Below are 20,342 nucleotides of genomic sequence, written 5' to 3'. Positions count from 1 at the left end.
CGCGGGGCGGCGTGGCCGGTGGGGCGACCCCGCGGTCGCCGGGACCGCGGGCCTCATCGATGAAGGGCCCACACGTCATGTGCGGTGACACCACCCCCACCCGTTCGGCGGAACTCGTGCAGCCCGCGGAGGCCGCGTACGTGGGCGCCGCGCGGCACTTCACGTCCGAGTTGCTGGGGCTGTGGGGACTGGCCGCGGAGGACCGGATCGCCGCCGAGCTGATCGTCGACGAGCTCGCCGCGAACGCCGCGCGCCACGGCCGGGCCCAGATGTCGATCCGGCTCTCCATGCACGACGACGGCCTGGTCATCACCGTCACCGACAGCGGCGAGGCCCGGCATCACGACGGGGCCTCCCCCGACAGCGACAGCACCCCGCCGGACGAGCACGGCCGCGGGCTGGAGATCGTGCGCCGGCTGGCCGGGTCGACCTGCATCCACGACGACGAGCGCGGCCGCCGCGTGGTGACCACGCGCCGGCTCGCCCCGCTCCAGCGCTCCGTCGCGGGGGTCACCAGCCCGGCGTCGTAGGTGCCGGCGGACATGGGTGAGAATGACGGACCGGACAGGGACCGGCGGATCCAACGTCCGCCGGACGCGGGCCACATGGGCGACCGCGGCGGTCCCGCCGGACACCGGCCCGCATCCGGAGGAACCGCTGTGACGTCCCGTGTGAAGCCGTCCGTGCCGTCGGGGACCGCGTCGGTGGTGCCGCACCGGGTGGTGGTGCTGTTGTTCGAGGGTGTGCAGTTGATGGATGTGACGGGTCCGCTGGACGTGTACACGGCGGCGAACGAGTACGGCGGGAACTATGTGACGCGGACGGTGTCGCTGGACGGCGGTCCGGTGCGCACGACCGCGGGGCTGCGGCTGCTGCCGGACCTGTCGCTGGAGGAGGTCGACTTCCCCGTCGGCACCCTCGTCGTCCCCGGCCGCCCGGACTGGTGGGCGGCGGTCGCCGACACCGCGCTGGTGGCCGGCATCACCCGGCTCGCGGACCGCTCCCGCACCGTCGCCTCGGTCTGCGCGGGCGCGTTCCCGCTGGCCGCGACCGGACTGCTCGACGGACGACGGGCCGCCACCCACTGGCGGCTGGCCGACGACCTCGCCGCCCGCTACCCCAAGATCACCGTCGACCGCGACGCCATCTTCGTCCGCGACGGCCGCTACATCACCTCCGCCGGCATCAGCGCCGGCATCGACCTGACCCTGTCCCTGGTCGAGTCCGACCTCGGCCCCGCCATCGCCCGCAAGGCCGCCAAGTTCCTCGTCGTCTTCATGGCCCGCCCCGGCGGCCAGTCACAGTTCAGCGTCCGGCAGAGCCCCCACCACCCCGCCCACTCGGTACTGCGCCAGGTACTCGACCAGGTCACGGCCGACCCCTCCGCCGACCACGGCCTCCCCGCCCTGGCGGCACGCGCCGGAGTCAGCTCGCGCCATCTGACCCGCCTGTTCCGCACCGAGACCGGCGGCACTGCCGCGCAATACGTCGAACGCATCCGCGTCGAAGCCGCCCAGGCCCTCCTCGAAGCCGGCAACGACGCCCTCGACACCGTCGCGCGCCGGAGCGGCTTCGGCTCCGAGGAAACCATGCGCCGGGCCTTCCGCCGCCGCCTCGGCATCAGCCCCGGCGCCTACCGCGACCGCTTCCGCACCACCCGCCCCCACCGCAACGGCAGCACCGGCGACACCCACGACCAATGAGCACGACCGCCGGAACGCCCCGGTCCGGGGATCACTCGGCCCAGGGGGACTGCAGGATGGTGTCCACGAAGTTCCCGCGGACGAAGCCCGGCACGAAGCGTTCCAGGACGTCGGCCTTGACGTTGCCGAACGTCGTGTCCGGGCGCGGCGCGATGCCGTGGGTGAACTCCTTGAGGATGTTGTTCTTGAAGTCGGGCCGCGGGTGGACGGCGACGACCGCCTCGCGCTCCTGCGGCGTGATCTCGTCGTACCCGATGCCGAGGACGTCGACCTCGACGCCCGAGGTGACCAGGGCGATCTCGGGCGCCATGTGCCACGGGATCTCCGGGGTGGTGTGCAGGGCGATCGCCTCCCACACCAGCCGCGCGCGCTCCTCGGGGACCTCGTGCTCCAGCAGGAAGCGGCGGGCCTCGTCGGCGCCGTCGATCTCGAAGCGCTGGTCGGTACGGGCGTAGGTGTCGGTCAGTCCGAGGTCGTGGAAGAGGGCGCCGACGTACAGCAGCTCGGGGTCGAAGTCCCAGCCGCGGTTGCGGCCGCGCATCGACGCCCAGAAGTACACCCGGCGGGAGTGGTGGAAGACGACCGGGTCGGCGGCCTTCCGCACGAGTTCGGTCGCCTCCGCCACGAGGCGGGTGCCGGGCACCTCGATGTCCGCGATGATTTCAGCCACGTCGAATCTCCTGACAGGTTTCCGGGTTCCGGCGGCCTCCGGGCAGGGCGCCCGGTGCCGATGGATCCATCGTCGGACGCGGGGGGCGGCCCCGCCGGATGCAGGAGGGACGCGCGACCCTCGGATCGGGACACGCGCCCGGCCGTCCCCGTCCGGTCGTCCCCGTCCGGCTGGGCGGGTTCAGGACGCGTCGGCGAGTTCCGCCACGACCTGCGCGTGGCACGGCTGCGGCACGCACCAGCAGCCCAGCCTGCGGCCGCGCAGCGCGGGCAGCAGCGCGAGCAGGTCGGGGCGGGCCAGCAGGTGAGCGCGGTACTTGTCCAACACCTCCTCGCGGGTGCCGTCGGGCCCCGGGCGGTAGGGGCTGGCCAGCGGGGATCCGGCCAGGTGCCATCCGCCGCGGTGCATCGGCCGGCCCACGTAGACGACATCCGCGTACCCGGGGTCGTCGCGGTGGCCCTTGAGGTTGACGACAGTGGTCCGCGGCTCGTCCTCGTTCATGACCTCTTCCTTCCCGTGATCCGGGGTGCGTCCGCCCCGACACCGGGAACGTATGCCGTACGGCGCCGTTCCCCCGGCGTCGGAAGCGACGTGTTCGATAGCGTTTCCGTCATGGACGTGGCAGTGGTGGCGTACGACGGCGTGTTCGACTCCGGGCTCTCGGCGGTCCTCGACGTCCTCGAGGCGGCCAACGCGATGCGCGAGCAGCTCCCGCAGCCGCCGCCCGCCTGGGGCGTGACGACGGTCGGCCCGCGCCGCCGGGTCCGCACCGGCGCCGGGCACACGGTGGCGACGGCGCCCGCCGGCGAGGCCGAGCGGGCCGACCTGCTGCTCGTCCCGGCGCTCGCGGAGCGGCGGCCGGACGCCCTCGTGGAACGCGTGTCGGGCCCCGGGACGGCCGCGGTGCGACGTCTGGTGGCGGCCACGCGCGAGCGCGGCGCGCCCGTCGCCTCGGCCTGCACGGGCACCTTCCTGCTCGCCGAGTCCGGGGTGCTGAACGGGCGGCGGGCGACGACCAGTTGGTGGCTGGCGCCGGTCTTCCGGCAGCGCTACCCGGCCGTCACGGTCGACGAGACCCGTATGGTGACCAGTTGCGACGGCGTCACGACGGCCGGCGCCGCCTTCGGCCACGTCGACCTGGCGCTGGCGGTGGTGCGCATGTCCAGCCCGGCCCTGGCCGACCTGATCGCACGCTACCTGGTCGTGGACGAGCGCCCGTCACAGTCGGCGTACGCCATCCCCAGCGCCCTGGCCATGGCCGATCCGACGGTGGCCGCGTTCGAGCGCTGGGTGCGGCAGCGTCTGGAGGAGCCGGTCAGCATCGCGGCGGCCGCCCGCGACCTGGGGGTCGGCGAGCGGACCCTGCAGCGTGCCGTGCGGCGGGTGCTGGGTGTGTCCCCGGTCCGTTTCGTCCAGGACCTGCGCGTCGAGCGGGCCACGCACCTGCTGCGCACCACCGACCTCCCCGTCGAGGTCGTCGCCCGCCGCGTAGGCTACGAGCACGCCAACACCCTGCGCGTCCTCCTCCGCGACCGCACCGGCACGACGGCCGGGGCGCTGCGCGGCCGCTGAGCCCGGAACGTTCGGCTGCCCCTGGGCACTTCGCGGGCCGGGTCCCGGGCGGGCGGCGTCAGGGGCGGACGTGGCGCAGGACGCCCAGCATGGCGTCCTCGCGGAGTTCCTCGCCCGGTTCGGCCACGCACGCGTCGAGGCCCTTGCGCAGGGCGTCCGCGTCGAGCCCCGAACCGATCATCACCAGGCGGGTGGCGCGGGACTCACCCCGCGACCAAGGGGACGGCAGGAAGCGCAGGAAGCCGCCGACGGCGTGCAGCGTGTACTTCTGCCGGTGGGCGGGCGCGGCAAAACGTACGAAACCCTTCATCCGGTAGAGCCCGGCGGGCCTGCCGTCGAGGAACTCCATCAGCCGGCGCGGGTGCAGCGGCGCCTCGGAGGTGAACTCCACGCTGTCGTACGCCGCGTGGAGGTGGCCGGTGTGGTCGCCGTCCGCGTGGTGCCCGTGCCCGTCGTCGGCGTACAGCTCCTCGAAGGAGAGTTGGCGGGCGGACGTGCCGTCCGCCGTGCGCGGCCGGGGCTCGAAGAGCAGGGCGGGGTCCACCCGGCCGTGGGCGGCCTCGACGAGCGGCGTCCCGGGGGCCACGGCCGTCAGCGCATCACGGACCCGTTCGCGGCCGGCGGCGTCGACACGGTCGGTCTTGTTGAGGACGACGAGGTCGGCGGCCCGCACATGGCGGTCGAGTTCGGGATGCCGGGCGCGCACCGCCTCGAACTCGGCGGCGTCGACGACCTCGACCAGCCCGCCGTAGGTGATGGCGCCGTCGGTGCTGGCCAGCAGAAGCCGGATCATGCCCTGGGGCTCGGCGAGTCCGCTCGCCTCGATGACGATGACGTCGATGCGGGCCTGCGGGCGGGAGAGCCGGGCGAGCATGTCGTCCATCTCGGTGGCGTCCACGGCGCAGCACAGGCAGCCGTTGTCGAGGGCGACCATGGAGTCCACCTGGCCGGCGACGGAGAGCGCGTCGATGTTGATGCTGCCGAAGTCGTTGACGATGGCGCCGATGCGGGTGCCGCCGCTGTTGCGCAGGAGGTGGTTGAGGAGCGTGGTCTTTCCCGAGCCCAGGAATCCCGCGATGACGACGACCGGAATCCGTTGCTTGGCCAAGGCTTCCTCTCCGGGTACGGGCTGCCGGCCCCTCATCGTAAGCCCCGCGCACCCGGTGGTGCTTCGTGCGGGTGAACCGGCGCCGGGCGCAGAACCGCGGCGGGGCCGGCGGGGTCTTCCGACGCGTCCACGGGGATGGCCGGACGACGGAGGAGGCGCCCATGGCGCAGCAGGAGCCGGACCGCGGGACGGTGCTGGTGTGCATCGCGGCGGAGGACGAGGAGACGGCGTACCGCATCGTCGACCTGATCTCCGGGCGGCACCCGGCGACGGAACCGCAGGTGCGGCACACCCGCGAAGGCATGGTGGCGTGCGCGCTGCGGGCCCAGACGCTCCGGGTGCTGGGCGACGCATGAAGGCTCGGCGGGCCGGTCCGCCGGCCCGCCGAGCGCGGAGGACGTCACGGCTGCCGGCCGAACTCGCCCTCGCGCACACCTTCCCTGAACGCCGTCCACTCCTGCGCGGTGAACCGCAGAGGTGGCAGGTCCTTGTTCTCGGAATCACGGATGGCCACGGCTCCGCCGCCGAGCTCCGCCACCTCGACGCACTCCGGCAGGTAACCGCTCTTGCTGCTCTTGACCCAGCGCGCTTCCGTCAGGTCCCGCGCGTAGAGGTCGGCCTTTCTCGCTCGCATGGGGAACCCCCGTTCGAGGTTCGGTCTTGCGTTCCCACACCACCGTGGCCCCGACCCCTCCCGCGGCGCAACCGCCGAGGTGATGCGGTTGCCTCAGGCAACCTTGAGTTCGGCCGACCCCCGGCTCCACGCCGTCACCCGGGGGCTTGGCGGGCCCGCTCACCGGAGCGGTCGAGCCTCGGCGGACCGGCCCGCCAAACGAGGTCGTACGCGGTGGGTCCTAACCGAACTCTCCGTCGCGCACACCCTCCCGGAACGCCGTCCACTCCTCGGCGGTGAACCGCAGCGGCGGCAGGTCCTTGTCGTTCGAGTCGCGGATCGCGACGGCTCCGCCGGCGAGCTCCGCCACCTCGACGCAGGTTTCCCGGTAGGGGCTCTTGCTGCTCTTGACCCAGCGCGCGTCCGTCAGGTCACGCGCGTACAGTTCGGCCTTTCTCGCTTGCATGAGATGCTCCGTTCGACACTCGATCGGATGTTCCCCCTTCCCACCCTCAGCCTGTCCCGGCCGCCTCGCAACCGGCGCCGCGCCCGGGATCGGGATGAAGCTCCGAGCCGGTCCAAGTACCCCTGGGCGAAGGACTGCTGACGGATCGTCGAGCACCGGTCGCACCCTGTCGCGAAACGCCGGAACCAGGCAGTATCGAACACATGGCGGCATCATCGGGGTGCGACGTCTGCGGGCGGGAGAACGACACCGTCCGCGACTGCGGCATCCGTCATCTCCCGCTCTCCGTGTGCGACGCGTGCTTCGGCGACATGGCGCGGGCCCGGCGCGCCCCGTTGCCGCGCCCGCTGGACGGCGCGGAGGTGATGGCCGCCGCGCTCCGGGCGCTTCACGAGGACAGCCGTCGCCCCTCCTGAGCGGGACCGGGCGCGGGCGGATCGGCGAAGGTCGAGGGCAGCACGGCCCGGCCCCGGCCCGCACCGACCGGCACGGCACGGGCCCGGTGGGCGTCGGCCGCGGACAGCCCTTCGGCGCGCAGGGCCACGGCACGCACGGGAGCGCCGTGCGGGCCCAGGGCCTCGTGCATGGCATAGGCGGCCTCGGCGAGTTCTCCGGGGTCGGAGGTGGGCTCCGGCAGGGTGCGGCTGCGGCTGACGGAAGAGCCGCCGGCGAGCCGGACGGTCAAGGTGAGCGCGGTGGCGGTACGGCCGGTGCTGCGCAGCCGGTCACCGAGGCCCAGCCCCAGTTCGAGGACGGCCCGGCTCAGCGCGCCGCGGTCGGTGGGATCGGTGGGGTCGGCCGTGAACAGGCGGTCGGCGGCGAGCGAGCCGGGCGGATGCCCGGGGGTGATCGGGGCGGGGTCGAGGCCGTGCGCGCGTTCCCACACGCCACGCCCGGGAGCGGCACCGAGGACCGCCTGGACGTCGGGCAGCGGCGCGGCGGCCACCTTGCCGACGGTGTCCAGCCCGGCCGCGGCCAGCATCCGGACGGCCGCCGCGGTGATCCCGGGAAGGGCCGCGACCGGCTGGGCCCGCAGGAAGTCGGCGACGGCCCGCGGATCGGAGTCGACGGCGCGGATCCGGCCGACGAGGACGTCGTGGGCTGCCATGGCGGCGACCGTACGGCTCCCGGCGACGCCGATCGTCAGGCTCACGTCGAACAGGGCCGAGGCCCGGGTGCTGATCATGAGGGCGAGCTGCTCGGGCAGCAGCCCGTAGAAGCTCACCGCGGAGCGCACGTCGGCCACGACGGCGTCCGGCGGTTCGGCGCGGACGACGGGGGTGAACTGCCCGACGAGCCCGGCCAGCGCCGCGAGGGTCGCCGGGTCGGCCCCGCCGCAGCGGATGTACAGCACACAGGGCCCGTGGCCCTGGTGCGGCTCGGCTTCGACCATGATGTGTCCGCCTCCACCTCTTTCGAACAGGTGCTCGATTTTGAGTGTAGGGCATTACGGCTCCCCGCGTCCGGCTCATAGGGTGCGTCGCATGACCCTGACCGCCGTCCAGCGCCGAGCCCTGCTGGAGTCCGACGCCAACACCGGCCAGCTGAGCGCGCGCGAACCGACCTGCGCCGCGCTGACCAGGCAGGGCCTCGCCGTGCGCTACGGCCGTACCGGCGGCTACTACCTGACCCAGGAGGGCCGCCGGGTCCGCACCGAACTTGCCCGCGCGGAGCTCCCCCGCGCCGAGGCGGAGACGCAGCGGGACACGACGCCCGGACCGGAGCCGGCGCGGGCCCCGGGGCCCGGCTTCACCGCCGACGACGGGCACGGCACGGGCACCGCCGCCCCGGGCCGTGCCGGCGAGGTCGCCTCGGCCTGGTCGGGGCTGCTGGAGATACGCCGCGTGCTGCAGGACGGCGACACCTCGCGGCCCGCGCCCTGGGAACGCGAACGCCTCGTCCACGCCGTCGCCCTGGCCCTGGAGGCGGCCGGCCTGCCGCCGTCCGCGCGTGACGCCGCCGGGAACCCGTCGGTCACCGGCTACGCCGTCGCGCCCGCCGCCCAGAGCGGGGTCGTGGAGGTGTCCTGGCACTCCCCCGCCGGGAGCGCTCCCGGCACCGCAGAGGCCGGGCCGGCCCGGTGCCAGGGCGTCCTGGAGACTTACGGCTGGCAGTGCACGCTCCACCACGACCGCCGGCGGCGGGTGTTCCTGCTGGTCTCGCCCCGCAGGGCCTGAGGGAGCAGGATGGAGGCAGCGACCGTAGGAGGTCCGCCATGAAGTCCACGTCCTCGGACGCCGATCCGTACCTCTACGCCGAGACCCCCTCCCAGGCGGAGGGCGAGCGGATCTACGACGACGCCGAGCGCAGCACGATGGAGATCCACCCGGACGTGCCCCGGACGACCCCCTCCCAGGCGGAGGGCGAGCGCATGGACGACGTCCCGCCCCAGTGACCCGGGGCGGGGGCCGGCGCCGTCCGGACGTCCGTCAGCGATCCCTGCGGGAGAGCACCGCCAGGGCGAGGACCAGGACGGCCAGTCCCGCCCAGGACAGCGGCGTGGGGCGCTCCGCGAGCACGGCCACCCCGAGCAGGGCGGCCACGGCGGGCTCGGCGAGGGTGAGCGTGGTGGCGGCCGAGGCGGGCGTGTACCGCAGTCCGTGCCCGAAGAGCCGGTAAGCCAGGAAGGTCGTCAGCAGGGCGAGGTGCAGCACCACCCCGGCACCACGCGGTGTGCCGAGCCAGAGCGCGCCCGAGGCGAGCACCACGGGGAGGGTCAGCAGTCCGGCGGAGCCGAAGAGCACTCCCATCACGGCGCCCGGCGCCTGTCCGCGGCCGATGAAGTGCCCACCGACCAGGGAGTACACCGCGTACGAGAGCCCGGCCACGGCCGCCAGGACCACCCCCGCGGCGTCCGTGCGCGCCGCCGGGCCCGCGTCCGCACCGCCGAGCACCAGCAGTGCGCAGCCGAGCACGGCCACGGCCGTCGCGGCGGCCCAGCGGCGGCTGGGCCGGTGCAGGCCCGCCGCCCAGGCCAGGAGTCCGGTGAGGACCGGCGCGCAGCCCAGAGCGATGACGGTGGCCACGGCGACCCCGGTACGGGAGACCGCCGGGTAGAACGAGAGCGGATAGCCGGCGACGGCCAGTGCGCCGACGGCGAGCAGCACCGACCCGCGGAGGCCCGCGGTCCGCAGCAGGGTCCGCGCCCCGCGCGCCCCGGCCAGCAGCAGGAGCCCGCCGAGGGTGAGTCCGGCACCGCCGACCGCGGCGGGCGGGGCGCCTGCGGGCGCGAAGGACGCGGCGGTGCCGGTGGTGCCCCACAACACGGCGGCGGCGAGGATGGGCAGTGCGCCGTGGACGAACCGGGGCCGGGGGCCGGGGGCATCGGGCGCGAGCGGGCGTGCGGGGGCGAGGGAGGGGGTGCTGTCCGGCACGGGGGGTGGCCTTTCGTCACGAATCGGTGGAAGCGGATCCGGAACGGGCGCACCCGACCTGCCCCGGCGGCCGGGCGGCCTGCGGGGGCGGTGGTCCGAGTCGTCAGTGAGTGCGCCCTGTCAGGCGCACAGCGGCGGAAGGACGACGTGCCAGTAGGAATTCACCCGACGATCCTACCGAAGGGCGGGCATGGCAGGGTGAACGCATGCCGATCACTGATGTCACCGACGAGCAGCCCGGACGGGTCATCGACCTGCGCAGCGACACCGTCACACGGCCCGGCGCCGACATGCGCCGCGCCATGGCGGATGCGGAGGTGGGGGACGACGTCTTCGCCGACGACCCGACCGTCAACGCCCTCCAGGACCGGGTCGCGGAGCGGCTCGGGTTCGAGGCGGCGCTGTTCGTCTCGTCCGGGACGCAGAGCAACCTGTGCGCGCTGCTGACGCACTGCGGCCGCGGTGACGAGTACATCGCCGGGCAGTCGGCGCACGTGTACCGCTGGGAGGGCGGCGGCGGTGCCGTGCTCGGCGGGATCCAGCCGCAGCCGCTGCCCCACCGTGCGGACGGGACGCTGGACCCGGCCGACATCGCGGCCGCGGTGAAGCCGGACGACCCGCACTTCCCGCGCACCCGGTTGCTGTGCCTGGAGGACACCATCGGCGGCCGGGTCGTCCCCGTGGACTACCTGCGGGCCGCGACCGGGCTGGCGCGTGAGCACGGGCTGGCCACGCACCTCGACGGGGCCCGGCTGTTCAACGCCGCGGTGGCCGCGGGCGGCGATCCGTACGAGCAGGCGCGGCTGATCGCCGGTCACTTCGACAGCGTCTCGGTCTGCTTCAGCAAGGGCCTGGGCGCTCCGGTCGGATCCGCACTGCTGGGCAGCCGGGAGTTCGTGGCGCGGGCGCTGCGCTGGCGCAAGGCACTCGGCGGCGGGATGCGGCAGGCGGGCATCCTGGCCGCGGGGGCGCTGTACGCGCTGGAGCACCAGGTGGAACGGCTCGCCGAGGACCACGCGAACGCGGCACTGTTCGCGGAGGGGATCAAGGGCGTGCCCGGTCTGGTGGTGGGCGACGCCCAGACCAACATGGTCTTCGCCGAGCCGGCGCCGGGGCTCTCCGCCGAGGAGGTGCAGGAGCTTCTGGCGCGGCGCGGGCTGCGCTGCGCCGGCTACCCCGGGCGGCTGCGCTTCGTCTTCCACCTGGACGTGTCGCGCGCCGACACCGAGGAGGCCGTCCGCATCGTCCGCGACGCCCTGGACGGGGCCCCGCGCGGCCGACGGACCGCCACTTCCGCTTCCCGTACCGGTCGTTCCGCAACCTCCGGTGGCTCCCGGTTGTCCTAGGGGGTGAGGCCGTCGCGCGACGGCCTCACCGGGGAAGGGGATGCGATGAGAGCGGGAGCGTCAGCGGGACGCCGGGCGGGGGCCGCCCTCGCGGTGGCGGTGATGGCCGTGACACCGGTCGTGGCGGGGGGCGGCACGGCGCAGGCCGCGTCGTGCACGACGAGCAAGGGGCCGTACCAGAAGCAAGTGGAGAAGTTCCTCGGCCGGCCGGTGGACGGGAAGCAGTCGGCGGCCGACTGCAAGGCGACGCGCGCCTTCCAGACGAAGTACGGGATATCCCCGAACATCGGCTACGCGGGGCCGGTGACCTGGGGCGTCATGAAGATCATGAACTCCCAGAAGGCGGCGGGCAGCAATCCCAACAAGGCCGGCAAGTGCCCCACCAACAAGGGGCGGATCGCCTGCGTGGACCTCACGCGGCAGTTGAGCTGGATACAGGACGGCAAGAAGCTGAAGTTCGGGCCGGTCCCGGTGCGGACGGGCCGCAACGGCTACGAGACGCGCACCGGCGCCAAGAAGATCTACTGGCGCCACAAGGACCACTGGTCGACGCTCTACAACGTGGCCATGCCCTACAGCCAGTTCTTCGACCGGGGGCAGGCGCTCCACTCGATCGCGGGGAGCGTGTGGTCGCCGCCGGGGTCGCACGGCTGCGTGAACATGCGCAGCGGGGACGCCAAGAAGTACTGGAGCCTGCTGAAGAACGGTGACGACGTGTACGTGTACGGGCGCAAGCCCGGTACGTGACGCGTCGCGGCGTCGACGGGGGGGGCGGGCGGGACCGGGCGGGAGCATCCGCTCGGGACCGTCCGCCCTTCTTGGTCCAGACCTCTTGACGGCGCCTGGGGGCGGCAGTTCAATCACGGCGTGAACTAAGCCTTGAACAAAGACGGACGGGAATCCCATGCCCCCACGCACGAGGGTTCAAGAAATGTCAGGTGCATGACTTCCATGCCCGGCTCCGCCCGTCACCCCAACCCACGACCGCCCCGAAAGGCAGCGCCCCTGTGAAGGCACTCCCCCCACGCCCCCGCCCGCGCCGACGCCCGCGCGCCCGCGGCCTGCTCACGGCCGCCACCGCCGGGCTCCTCGCCCTCGCCGCCCTCACCACCACCGGCCCCGCCGACCGTCCGCTCCCCGCATCCCCCGCCGCCACCGCCGCCGTGACCACCTTCGCCGACGAGTTCGACGGCGCGGCCGGCAGCGCCGTGGACGGCGGCAAGTGGCAGATCGAGACCGGCGACAACGTCAACAACCACGAGCGGCAGTACTACACCGCCGGCAACCGCAACGCGGCCCTCGACGGCCAGGGCCACCTGGTCATCACCGCCCGCAAGGAGAACCCCGCCGGCTACCAGTGCTGGTACGGCAGTTGCCAGTACACCTCCGCCCGGCTCAACACCGCGGGCCGCTTCACCACCACCTACGGCCACGTCGAGACCCGGATGAAGATCCCCCGCGGCCAGGGCATGTGGCCGGCGTTCTGGATGCTGGGCAACGACATCGGCGACGTCGGCTGGCCCGCCAGCGGCGAGATCGACATCATGGAGAACGTCGGCTTCGAGCCCGGCACCGTCCACGGCACGATCCACGGCCCGGACTACTTCGGCTCGGGCGGCATCGGCGCCGGCTACACCCTGCCGGGCGGGCAGGCGTTCGCCGACGCGTTCCACACCTTCGCCGTCGACTGGAGCCCGGACTCCATCAGCTGGTCCGTGGACGGCACCGTCTACCAGCGGCGCACCCCGGCCGACCTCGGCGGCCGCCGGTGGGTGTTCAACAAGCCGTTCTTCGTCATCCTCAACCTCGCGGTGGGCGGCTACTGGCCGGGCGACCCCGACGGCAGCACCGCCTTCCCGCAGCAGCTGGTCGTGGACTACGTCCGCGTCACCACCTCCGACGGCGGGGGCGGGGGCGGCACGACCGGCCGGATCACGGGCCTGGCCGGCAAGTGCGTCGACGTCGCCGGGGCCAACCCCGCCAACGGCACCCCCGTCCAGCTCTACGACTGCAACGGCACCGCCGCCCAGCAGTGGACCGCCGCCTCGGACGGCACCTTGCGCGCCCTCGGCAAGTGCCTGGACGTCAAGGACTTCGGCACCGCCGACGGGTCCCAGCTGCAGCTGTGGGACTGCGCCGGCAGCGCCAACCAGAAGTGGGTCCTCAGCGGGGCGCGCGACATCGTCAACCCGCAGGCGAACAAGTGCCTGGACGTCGCCGGCAACAACTCCGCGAACGGGACCAGGCTCCAGCTGTGGACCTGCACCGGGGGCGCCAACCAGAAGTGGACCCTGACCCCCTGACCCCCTGACCCCGGGCGGCCGGGCCCCTGGAAACCGACGGCACGTCATGGGACCGTCGCCCCATGACGGAACCCCTCCCCCTCGCCGGACGCGCGGCGCTGGTCACCGGCGCGTCCGGCGGGATCGGTCTGGCCGTCGCCGCGGAACTGGCCGCCGCGGGCGCGCGCACCCTGCTCACCGCCCGCGACCCGGTCCGGCTGGAGGCGGCGGCCGGTCGGCTGCGCGCCGCCGGGCACACCGTGGCCACCCTGGCCGGGACGGTGGCCGACCCGGGCCACCTCGCGGAGTGCACGGCGCTCGCGGTGCGCGCGCTCGGCGGCCTGGACGTCCTGGTCAACAACGCCGCCACCAATCTCCCCTACGGGCCCCTCGCGGAGGCCGACCCGGAGCTGTGGCGGGCCGCGTTCACGGTCAACGTCGAGGCGCCCCTGCGGCTGACGCAGCTGGCCTGGCGGGCCTGGATGCGCGAGCACGGCGGCTCGGTGGTCAACGTCTGCACCGAGGGCGCCGGGCACGTCGGGCCCAACGTCGGCGCCTACGGCACCAGCAAGGCGGCGTTGCTGCACCTGACGATGCAGCTCGCGGGCGAACTCGGCCCGGCCGTACGGGTCAACGCGGTCTCCCCCGGCCTGGTGCGCACCGGGATGGCACGCTTCGTCTGGCAGGACGCCGAGCACGCGATCGCCGCCGGGCTGCCGATGGGACGGATCGGCGAGCCCGGCGACGTGGCCCGGGCCGTGCGCTGGCTCGCCTCGGACGAGGCGGCCTGGATCACGGGTGCCGAGCTGGTGGTGGACGGCGGGACACGGGTCCGTGCCGCCCGCACCGGCGGCACGGACGGCACGGAGCGTTCGGGCACCGGCGCCGGCGGCGATGCGGCCGGCCCCGAGGCTTCGGGCCCCGGGGGCGGGCGGGCTGGCGTCGCCCGCGGGCGCCGACGCCGTACGGGAGCGGCTGCTCGGCCGCCGACCCGCTCCGGACGCGTAGGGCCGTGTCGTCCTAGAACTGCACGTCGGAGCAGGCGTAGAAGGCGTTGCCGGTGTCCGCGACGGACCAGACGGCCAGGATGATGTGCCGCCCGGTCCGGCTGGGCATGGTGCCCTGGTGGGTGAGAGTGGCGGGCGGCCTGGCGCCGTTGTAGTTGACGGTCAGGAACGGCGTCAGGGTCAGCGCGGAGCGGGTGAGCGGCCGGCTGGGGTCGAAGCCCTGCTTGGTGATGTAGTACTTGAAGTCACTCGTCGCGTGCGAGGCGGTGAACTGCCAGCGGAAGCTGTAGTTCTGACCGGACGTCACCTTGGTGGTGGGCCAGCCGGTACCGCCGCGCGGGTTGTCGAGCTGGGCGAACCGGCTGTTGCCACCGGCGCAGAGGGTGCCGTCGGAGGGGCCGGAGGACGGGAAGCCCTTGGGGCCCTCGACGCTCTGCGGCTCCCACTGGATGTCACCGCAGTTCGTCACGGTGCCGTTGGCGCAGAGCTTCTGACGGCTGATGGGGGCGTCGGTGTACCCGTGGCTCCAGGCGCTGCCGGTGCCGAGCACGGACAGCCCGACGAGACCCAGGCCGACGGCGGCGGCTCGGAATTTGTGCATGCTTCGCTCCTCGGAGAACGTGGGGGAGTTCTGAGAGCAGTGCGCAGCCTGCAGGCATTAGGTCTAGACCAACAGCGAAGGTACTCCCATGATTTGGTCATGTCCAGACCAAGAACAAGGGAAAGCCCCGGCCAGGACGGGGGGATCTGGCCGGGGCAGCCGGGGAGTTCGTCGCGGACGCTCGTGGGTCCGCCGGACGATCCGAAATTAGTTTAACAGTGAAGGAGGAGTGCTCCGCACCACTCAAACCTGCCGGCGTTGTGGTGTCCCGCACATACGCGGGTCCAGCACCCGCTGCAGCCGGTAGGCCACCGGCCGGAAGCCCACCGCCGGCCAGTGCGCGGCGGACACCGGCGAACCCGCCGGCCAACTCGCCGTGATGTGCCGGTAGCCGCTGTCGTAGGCCCATGCCAGCGCGGTAGCGAGCAGCACCCGGCTGATGCCCTCGCCCCGCGCGGCCTGCGTCACGTACGCCTCGACCAGTTCCACGCACCCGTCGGGCACGACCGGTCCCGGTGCCGCGGGCGTCAGCACCACCATGCCGATCTCCTCGCCCCGGCGGGCCGCGACCCACGCACCGCAGCGCGCGTCGGCCAGGGCGTCGGCGTAGTGCGTCCGCAAGGTCGCCAACGCCCCTTCGGGCTGCGGCCGGAACACCGCCGTGCCGCGGTCCGCGCGTGCCGCCTCCACCGCCATCCGCCCGATCCGGTCCAGGTCACCGGGCCCCGCACGGCGCACCGACAGCGCGTCCACCCCACGCGGCTGCCGCCCGCGCGGCCGCACCGCCATCAGGCCGCGCACCCGCTCCAGCCCGAAGCCGGTGCGGAACCAGGCCGCGGCCGCCGCCTCGTCGGCCGGCAGGTCCACGTAGTGCACGTACCGGCGCTCCGCGACCAGACGCGCGGCCACCACCGCGTACAGCCCGCGGAGCACGTCGTCCGGCACCCCGTCCCGGCCGCCGCGCAACGCGTGCCCGCCGTACGGGACCAGGGCGGAGTGCGGATGGGCGCGCAGCGCCGCCCGGTCCCCGTCCGCGAGGTCGAGCGGGGTCGCGGCGAGGTAGCCGGTGACCGCCCCGTCGCCGCCCCGGGCGAGGACGGCCTCCACGCCGGGCCCGGCCAGGACCTTGCCCAGCAGCTCCTCCCCCGGCGGCGGCGACGTGGTCCGCCCCGCCTGGTGGGGCAGCGCCTTGCGGGTCCTGGCGTACCAGCGGTCGAGGAGGGCCGCTGCCTCGGGAACGTGCTCGGTGGTCAGCGGGGCGATGGCGACAGTCATGGTGGTCCGCGACGCTAACGGTCGCGGCGGGGCGGCGGCAAGGGCCGCCGGGTCACCCGTTCCAGGCCGGGTGCCGCGGGTCGTCGGTGTGCACCAGGACGTCCGCGGTCACGCCCGGTGCGGCCTCCTGCTCGTAGCGGGCGTACGCCGGGAGCGTCCAGCGCTCGTCCTCCGGCGTGCGGCGCGCAAGGGCCGCCCCCGACATCCTCAGGTGGATGCAGAGGTCGAAGGGGAAGCCGTAGCCCTGCAGCAGCGCGCCCTCCAGCAACAGCACACCCCCGGGCGGGAGTTCCCGGTAGGCCGCTCGCGTCGCACGGTCGGTCGCCGGGTCCCACAGCGAGGGCAGCACGCGCCCGCTGCCCTCCGGCGCGAGGGGGTCGAAGACCTCTCGCCACAGCGCCCCGGTGTCCAGCCAGCGCTCGTAGAAGGAGTCGGGGTCGTGGCGCCCCAGTTCGTAGCGCTGCGAGGCGGGCCGCCAGTAGGTCTCCGCCCGTACCCGGACGACCGGACGGCCCCTCAGCCGCAGTGCCTCCGCCAGCGCGTCCCCCAAAGCGTCCGGGCGCGTGGCCGGTGCGCCGTCGACCGCGACCCGGGGGCGCTCGCCGCCGTCGTCCGGCTTCAGTTCCAGCACGCGGTCCGCGAGGGTCTCGGTCAGCCGTTCCCAGGTCACAGGCGTCAGTCGCACGCCCTCCATGGTGCCGGTCGAGGTCCACGCGCGCGCAGGCGGCCCGTGCTCACTCCTCGTCGGAGACCTCGCCCGGCGCCCACGGTACCCGCAGGTCGACGGTCGTGCCCTCGCCCGGGGCACTGCGGACGGCGAGCCGGGCGTCGATCAGCTCGGCGCGCTCACGCATCGCGGACAGGCCGATGCCCCGGCTCTGCGGCGGTGGCGGCTCCGCGGCGCGGAGGGTGCCACGGCCGGCGGCGGTCGCCGCGGCCATGCCGTGCCCGTTGTCGGTGATCGACACGTGCACGCCGCGCTGGTCGCTCTCCAGGCTGACCACCACCCGGGTCGGCTCCGCGTGCTTCACCGCGTTGGTGATCGCCTCCTGGACGATCCGGTACATCTGCGCCTGCGTCTCGGCCGTGAGCCGTCCGCAGACGGTGTCCGAGTGCGGGCCGAGCCGCAGCTCGGTGCGGATGCCGTAGGTCTCGAACGAGCGCCGGCACAGCGCCTGCAGGGCGGGGCGCAGTCCCAGCTCGTCCAGGACCACGGGCCGCAGGTCGACGATCAGGTGGCGCAGCGAGGCGATCTGGTTGCCGACCAGGCCGCGTGCCTGGTCGATGGCCTCCCGCATGGCCTCCGGCCGGCCGTCCGCGGCGGCGGTGGACAGCACCACCTGGACCGCGCCCAGTTCCTGCAGGGTGTCGTCGTGCAGTTCGCGCGCCCAGCGGCGGCGCTCGCGCTCCTCCCCGTCGTGCCGGGCCCTGACGCGCTCGCGGCGCAGCCTCGCCTCCCGGCGGGCCGAGGAACGGACGGCGAGGAGGGCGTAGGCGACCAGCAGGAGCGGCAGCACGTGCAGGACGTTCAGCGACGGCTGCTGGGCGACGCGGACCGTCCCGGCCACCGTCAGCATCAGGGCGACGGCGATGGCCACCACCAGCCACACCCGCTGCCGCGACGCCACCAGCGGAGTGAGCGCCAGGTAGCAGCAGGCGGCGACAACAGCGAGACCGAGCTCCCAGCGATGCGAGCGGTCGGTGACCTCCATGACGATCGCCGCCGCCAGCAGGCAGGTGCCCAGCCCCTCCAGGGCCAGGCGCGTCCCGGTCCTTCCTGGGCCGGACGGCGTCATGCCACCAGCCCGCGCTCTCTGGCCGCGGCGATCAGCTCGGCCCGGCTCTCCTTGCCGAGCTTGTCCCGCAGCCGTGACCGGTGGGTCTCCACGGTCCGTACGGAGACGAACAGGCGCCGGGCGATCTCCTGGTTGGTGTGCCCCAGCGCCAGCAGGGTCAGCACCTGCGCCTCCCGGTCGGTGAGCGGCTCCTCGTGGTACCGCTCGGCCAGGTCCAGGTCCTCGACGGCCAGCCGCGCCCCGAGCGAGGGCTGGACGTAGGTGGCGCCGCCGGCGACCTGGTGGGCGGCGGCGAGCAGTTCCTCGGCGGCGGCCTCCTTCAGCAGGTAGCCGGCCGCTCCCGTGCGCAGTGCCTCGCGGGCGAACGCCGGGTCCTCCTGCATGGTGAGCACCAGGATGCGCGTCCTGGGTGACTCGGTGAGCAGCGCCGGGATCGTCGGCAGGCTGGACCTGCCGGACATCGTCAGGTCCAGGACCAGCACCCGCGGGTGATGGCGTCGGACGGCCTCCAGGGTCTCCGGCACGGTCGACGTCTCGGCGACGATCTCGAAGGCCGGGTCGGCGGCCATCAGCAGCCGCATGCCCGCGCGGACCACCAGGTGGTCGTCGGCGAGTACGACCGAGATGGCCGGGTGCGGCTGCCTGCCGTCGGAGCGGCTGAGGACGTCCATAGCACACACGTTAGATCGGGCGCGCGTGGTGGGCAGCCCGCGCCGCCGGTGTTGCGGGAAACCCGCAGTCACGTCTGCGGGAAATCCCCGATGACGTCTGCGGCCCGGCGGGGATGTGTCCGCCCCGGTGCGGAGGCACGCTCGAAGAGAGTGCTTGAAAGGCACACCAACCGCCGATCCCGAACCGCACCCGAGGCGACCGTCATGCTCTGTGCCACCCTCCCGCCCCAGGCCGGCCCCCCGGTCCGGCCGTGGTCCTACGACGCAGCCCAGCAGCTCGTGGATTCAGCCGTGCCGGCCGTGGCCGACTTCGCCGCCGTCGAGGTGTCGGACGCCACCGTCTCGGAGCAGGCCGCCATCTCGGGGCTGCCCGCCACCGCACTCACCTTCCGCCGGGGGGCCTTCCGGGCGGCGCGCGGCGCCGCGATCCCGCGCGCCTACGAGGTCGGCGAGATCAGCACCCTGCCGGACAGGACGCCGTACCACGCGTCGCTGACCGACCTGCGACCGCACCTGGTGATGAACCTGCGCCCGCAGACGGGGTGGCTCACCCGCGACCCGGTGCGCGCGCCGCTGCTGCGGATCACCGGCACGCACTCCCTGCTCGTGATGCCGCTGGACGTCGGCGGTGTCGTCCTCGGCGTCGCGGCCTTCTACCGGACGACGGGCTCCCCCGCCTTCTCGCGGGGCGACCTGCTGGCCGCAGGCAACCTGGCCCGCAAGGCCGCCCGCCTGCTGGACGGCGCCCGCCGTCGCCTGGTCCGGAACGCCGCCGGGCGGATCCTGCAGGAGGCCCTGCTCGCACCGCAGGGCCCGCAGGTCAACGCCATCGAGGACCCCCGGGGGCACCTGCCGCCGTCCGCGGCCCCGGGGGCCTGGGTGGACGTCATCCCGCTGCCCAGCGCCCGGGTGGCCCTGGTGACGGGTTCGGTCCGCGGGCAGGGCGTCTCCGCGGCGACCGCGATGAGCCAGCTCAAGGCGGCGGTGCGGGCACTGATGCTGCTCGACATGAGCCCCGGCGAGGTCATCTCCCGGCTCCACCGGCCCACCGCGACCCCCGCCGGCGACGAGGCCGACCAGTGCCTGATCGTGGTCTACGACCCGGTGGCCTGCCGCTGCACGGTGGCCTGCGGTGGATACGCGGCCGCGGACCCGGCGCCGCCGGCGCCCCCGCAGGCGGTGGACGGGGACGTCCACGCGCCCGGCGAGCCGTCTGTCACCGAGTGCGACGTGCCGCCCGGCAGCGTGCTGCTGCTGAGCTGCGGCACGGACGGCGTCCCCGCCGGCGCGGAGGGCGCGGGCCAGCTGACGGGGCTGCGCGTGCTGCCTGCCGACGACGCCGCGGCCGCGGACCCGGCGACGGTGCTCGACGGCATCCTGCGCGGTGCGGCGTGCGGCACGGACCCGGTGCTCCTCGCCGCCCGGACCCGCGCCCTGGACACCGACGACGTCGCCACCCGCGAGATCCCCAACGACCCCGCGGCGGTGGCCGACGCACGGGCCTGGACGGACCGGCTGCTGACCGAATGGAAGCTGCCGGAGCTGGCCTTCACCACCACCCTGGTCGTCAGCGAACTCGTCACCAACGCCATCCGGTACTCCACGGGGCCGATCCGGCTGCGCCTCATCCGCGACCGGGTGCTGGTGTGCGAGGTGTCGGACTCCTGCAGCGCCGCCCCGCACCCGCGCCACGCCGCGCCCAGCGACCAGGACGGACGGGGGCTGTCCATCGTCGCCCAGCTCACCGACGCCCAGGGCACCCGCTACACGAGGACGGGCAAGACGGTCTGGGCGGAGCAGCCGATCATCCCGCCGGCCGCCGCGTAGGCCCGGGCCGGGCCTCGCCGGGCCCACGCGG

Annotated in this window: 23 protein-coding genes and 1 pseudogene; 12 read left to right on the top strand and 12 right to left on the bottom strand. The window is 74.2% G+C overall.

Annotated elements, in window-relative coordinates:
• The first annotated feature begins 77 nt into the window (after window positions 1–77).
• Together ACFW3D_RS04185 and ACFW3D_RS04180 are read left to right on the top strand one after the other, a co-directional pair.
• Window positions 78–530 (top strand): ATP-binding protein, encoded by a 453-nt coding sequence (locus tag ACFW3D_RS04185; protein ID WP_500501078.1) that lies wholly within the window; start codon window positions 78–80, stop codon window positions 528–530.
• A 129-nt stretch (window positions 531–659) separates the two neighbouring features.
• Complete coding sequence (locus tag ACFW3D_RS04180) at window positions 660–1,703, top strand: GlxA family transcriptional regulator (RefSeq protein WP_500501075.1); 1,044 nt, start codon at window positions 660–662, stop codon at window positions 1,701–1,703.
• A gap of 31 nt (window positions 1,704–1,734) precedes the next feature.
• On the opposite strand, the gene ACFW3D_RS04175 is transcribed toward ACFW3D_RS04180, so the two are convergent.
• Both ACFW3D_RS04175 and ACFW3D_RS04170 read right to left on the bottom strand, forming a co-directional pair.
• On the bottom strand, window positions 1,735–2,373 hold the full coding sequence (locus tag ACFW3D_RS04175; RefSeq protein ID WP_500501073.1) for an HD domain-containing protein: 639 nt from the start codon (window positions 2,371–2,373) through the stop codon (window positions 1,735–1,737).
• 180 nt (window positions 2,374–2,553) lie between these two features.
• On the bottom strand, window positions 2,554–2,874 hold the full coding sequence (locus ACFW3D_RS04170; protein WP_500501071.1) for a DUF4326 domain-containing protein: 321 nt from the start codon (window positions 2,872–2,874) through the stop codon (window positions 2,554–2,556).
• A gap of 111 nt (window positions 2,875–2,985) precedes the next feature.
• On the opposite strand from ACFW3D_RS04170, the gene ACFW3D_RS04165 reads away from it, so the two are divergent.
• Window positions 2,986–3,945 carry a GlxA family transcriptional regulator gene (locus ACFW3D_RS04165; protein WP_500501069.1) on the top strand — a complete coding sequence of 320 codons (960 nt, stop codon included), beginning with the start codon at window positions 2,986–2,988 and terminating at the stop codon, window positions 3,943–3,945.
• Window positions 3,946–4,003: 58 nt separating this feature from the next.
• Here ACFW3D_RS04165 and ACFW3D_RS04160 read toward each other — a convergent pair whose 3' ends face one another.
• Entirely contained in the window at window positions 4,004–5,053 is a 1,050-nt protein-coding gene (locus ACFW3D_RS04160) for a CobW family GTP-binding protein (protein ID WP_500501067.1), read from the bottom strand.
• A gap of 161 nt (window positions 5,054–5,214) precedes the next feature.
• Between ACFW3D_RS04160 and ACFW3D_RS04155 the strand changes: the two genes are divergently transcribed.
• Window positions 5,215–5,409, top strand: a complete 195-nt coding sequence (locus ACFW3D_RS04155) for a hypothetical protein (protein ID WP_500501065.1) — start codon at window positions 5,215–5,217, stop codon at window positions 5,407–5,409.
• A gap of 44 nt (window positions 5,410–5,453) precedes the next feature.
• On the opposite strand, the gene ACFW3D_RS04150 is transcribed toward ACFW3D_RS04155, so the two are convergent.
• Together ACFW3D_RS04150 and ACFW3D_RS04145 are read right to left on the bottom strand one after the other, a co-directional pair.
• Window positions 5,454–5,687 carry a DUF397 domain-containing protein gene (locus ACFW3D_RS04150; protein WP_500501064.1) on the bottom strand — a complete coding sequence of 78 codons (234 nt, stop codon included), beginning with the start codon at window positions 5,685–5,687 and terminating at the stop codon, window positions 5,454–5,456.
• Window positions 5,688–5,907: 220 nt separating this feature from the next.
• On the bottom strand, window positions 5,908–6,132 hold the full coding sequence (locus tag ACFW3D_RS04145; protein WP_500501062.1) for a DUF397 domain-containing protein: 225 nt from the start codon (window positions 6,130–6,132) through the stop codon (window positions 5,908–5,910).
• Between the two features lie 203 nt (window positions 6,133–6,335).
• Between ACFW3D_RS04145 and ACFW3D_RS04140 the strand changes: the two genes are divergently transcribed.
• A complete protein-coding gene (locus tag ACFW3D_RS04140; RefSeq protein ID WP_500501060.1) occupies window positions 6,336–6,548 on the top strand; it encodes a hypothetical protein in 213 nt (70 codons plus the stop codon).
• Here ACFW3D_RS04140 and ACFW3D_RS04135 read toward each other — a convergent pair.
• Complete coding sequence (locus tag ACFW3D_RS04135; protein ID WP_500501058.1) at window positions 6,521–7,525, bottom strand: DNA polymerase Y family protein; 1,005 nt, start codon at window positions 7,523–7,525, stop codon at window positions 6,521–6,523. The two genes, ACFW3D_RS04140 and ACFW3D_RS04135, sit on opposite strands and share 28 nt — an antisense overlap.
• A gap of 91 nt (window positions 7,526–7,616) precedes the next feature.
• Here ACFW3D_RS04135 and ACFW3D_RS04130 point away from each other — a divergent pair, with 91 nt between their 5' ends.
• Window positions 7,617–8,309 (top strand): hypothetical protein, encoded by a 693-nt coding sequence (locus ACFW3D_RS04130; protein ID WP_500501056.1) that lies wholly within the window; start codon window positions 7,617–7,619, stop codon window positions 8,307–8,309.
• A gap of 38 nt (window positions 8,310–8,347) precedes the next feature.
• Window positions 8,348–8,527, top strand: a complete 180-nt coding sequence (locus tag ACFW3D_RS04125) for a hypothetical protein (RefSeq protein WP_500501053.1) — start codon at window positions 8,348–8,350, stop codon at window positions 8,525–8,527.
• A gap of 34 nt (window positions 8,528–8,561) precedes the next feature.
• Here the strand turns inward: ACFW3D_RS04125 and ACFW3D_RS04120 are convergent, their stop codons facing one another.
• Window positions 8,562–9,506: a DMT family transporter gene (locus ACFW3D_RS04120; protein WP_500501050.1), complete on the bottom strand. Its 945-nt coding sequence runs from the start codon at window positions 9,504–9,506 to the stop codon at window positions 8,562–8,564.
• Window positions 9,507–9,712: 206 nt separating this feature from the next.
• Between ACFW3D_RS04120 and ltaE the strand changes: the two genes are divergently transcribed.
• From ltaE to ACFW3D_RS04100, 4 genes and pseudogenes are all read left to right on the top strand, one after another.
• On the top strand, window positions 9,713–10,852 hold the full coding sequence (gene ltaE / locus ACFW3D_RS04115) for a low-specificity L-threonine aldolase (RefSeq protein ID WP_500501048.1): 1,140 nt from the start codon (window positions 9,713–9,715) through the stop codon (window positions 10,850–10,852).
• Between the two features lie 102 nt (window positions 10,853–10,954).
• Entirely contained in the window at window positions 10,955–11,599 is a 645-nt protein-coding gene (locus ACFW3D_RS04110; protein WP_500501046.1) for a L,D-transpeptidase family protein, read from the top strand.
• 260 nt (window positions 11,600–11,859) lie between these two features.
• Entirely contained in the window at window positions 11,860–13,155 is a 1,296-nt protein-coding gene (locus ACFW3D_RS04105) for an RICIN domain-containing protein (RefSeq protein WP_500501044.1), read from the top strand.
• A 62-nt stretch (window positions 13,156–13,217) separates the two neighbouring features.
• Window positions 13,218–13,988, top strand: a pseudogene (locus ACFW3D_RS04100) (SDR family oxidoreductase); the annotation flags it as partial.
• A 166-nt stretch (window positions 13,989–14,154) separates the two neighbouring features.
• Here ACFW3D_RS04100 and ACFW3D_RS04095 read toward each other — a convergent pair.
• From ACFW3D_RS04095 to ACFW3D_RS04075, 5 genes are all read right to left on the bottom strand, one after another.
• On the bottom strand, window positions 14,155–14,742 hold the full coding sequence (locus ACFW3D_RS04095) for a lytic polysaccharide monooxygenase auxiliary activity family 9 protein (protein WP_500501042.1): 588 nt from the start codon (window positions 14,740–14,742) through the stop codon (window positions 14,155–14,157).
• Between the two features lie 243 nt (window positions 14,743–14,985).
• Window positions 14,986–16,017: a GNAT family N-acetyltransferase gene (locus ACFW3D_RS04090; protein ID WP_500501040.1), complete on the bottom strand. Its 1,032-nt coding sequence runs from the start codon at window positions 16,015–16,017 to the stop codon at window positions 14,986–14,988.
• 52 nt (window positions 16,018–16,069) lie between these two features.
• Complete coding sequence (locus ACFW3D_RS04085; RefSeq protein WP_500501038.1) at window positions 16,070–16,702, bottom strand: nucleoside/nucleotide kinase family protein; 633 nt, start codon at window positions 16,700–16,702, stop codon at window positions 16,070–16,072.
• 49 nt (window positions 16,703–16,751) lie between these two features.
• Window positions 16,752–17,813: a sensor histidine kinase gene (locus ACFW3D_RS04080; RefSeq protein ID WP_500501036.1), complete on the bottom strand. Its 1,062-nt coding sequence runs from the start codon at window positions 17,811–17,813 to the stop codon at window positions 16,752–16,754.
• Window positions 17,810–18,484 (bottom strand): response regulator, encoded by a 675-nt coding sequence (locus ACFW3D_RS04075; protein ID WP_500501034.1) that lies wholly within the window; start codon window positions 18,482–18,484, stop codon window positions 17,810–17,812. The genes ACFW3D_RS04080 and ACFW3D_RS04075 overlap by 4 nt, the downstream gene beginning before the upstream one ends.
• Before the next feature lie 204 nt (window positions 18,485–18,688).
• Here ACFW3D_RS04075 and ACFW3D_RS04070 point away from each other — a divergent pair, with 204 nt between their 5' ends.
• Window positions 18,689–20,311 (top strand): ATP-binding SpoIIE family protein phosphatase, encoded by a 1,623-nt coding sequence (locus ACFW3D_RS04070; protein ID WP_500501033.1) that lies wholly within the window; start codon window positions 18,689–18,691, stop codon window positions 20,309–20,311.
• Window positions 20,312–20,342 lie beyond the last annotated feature (31 nt).

It is taken from the genome of Streptomyces sp. NPDC058864, assembly GCF_042742985.1.
Classification (GTDB): Bacteria; Actinomycetota; Actinomycetes; order Streptomycetales; family Streptomycetaceae; genus Actinacidiphila.
This window is presented reverse-complemented; position numbering and strand designations above follow the sequence as displayed.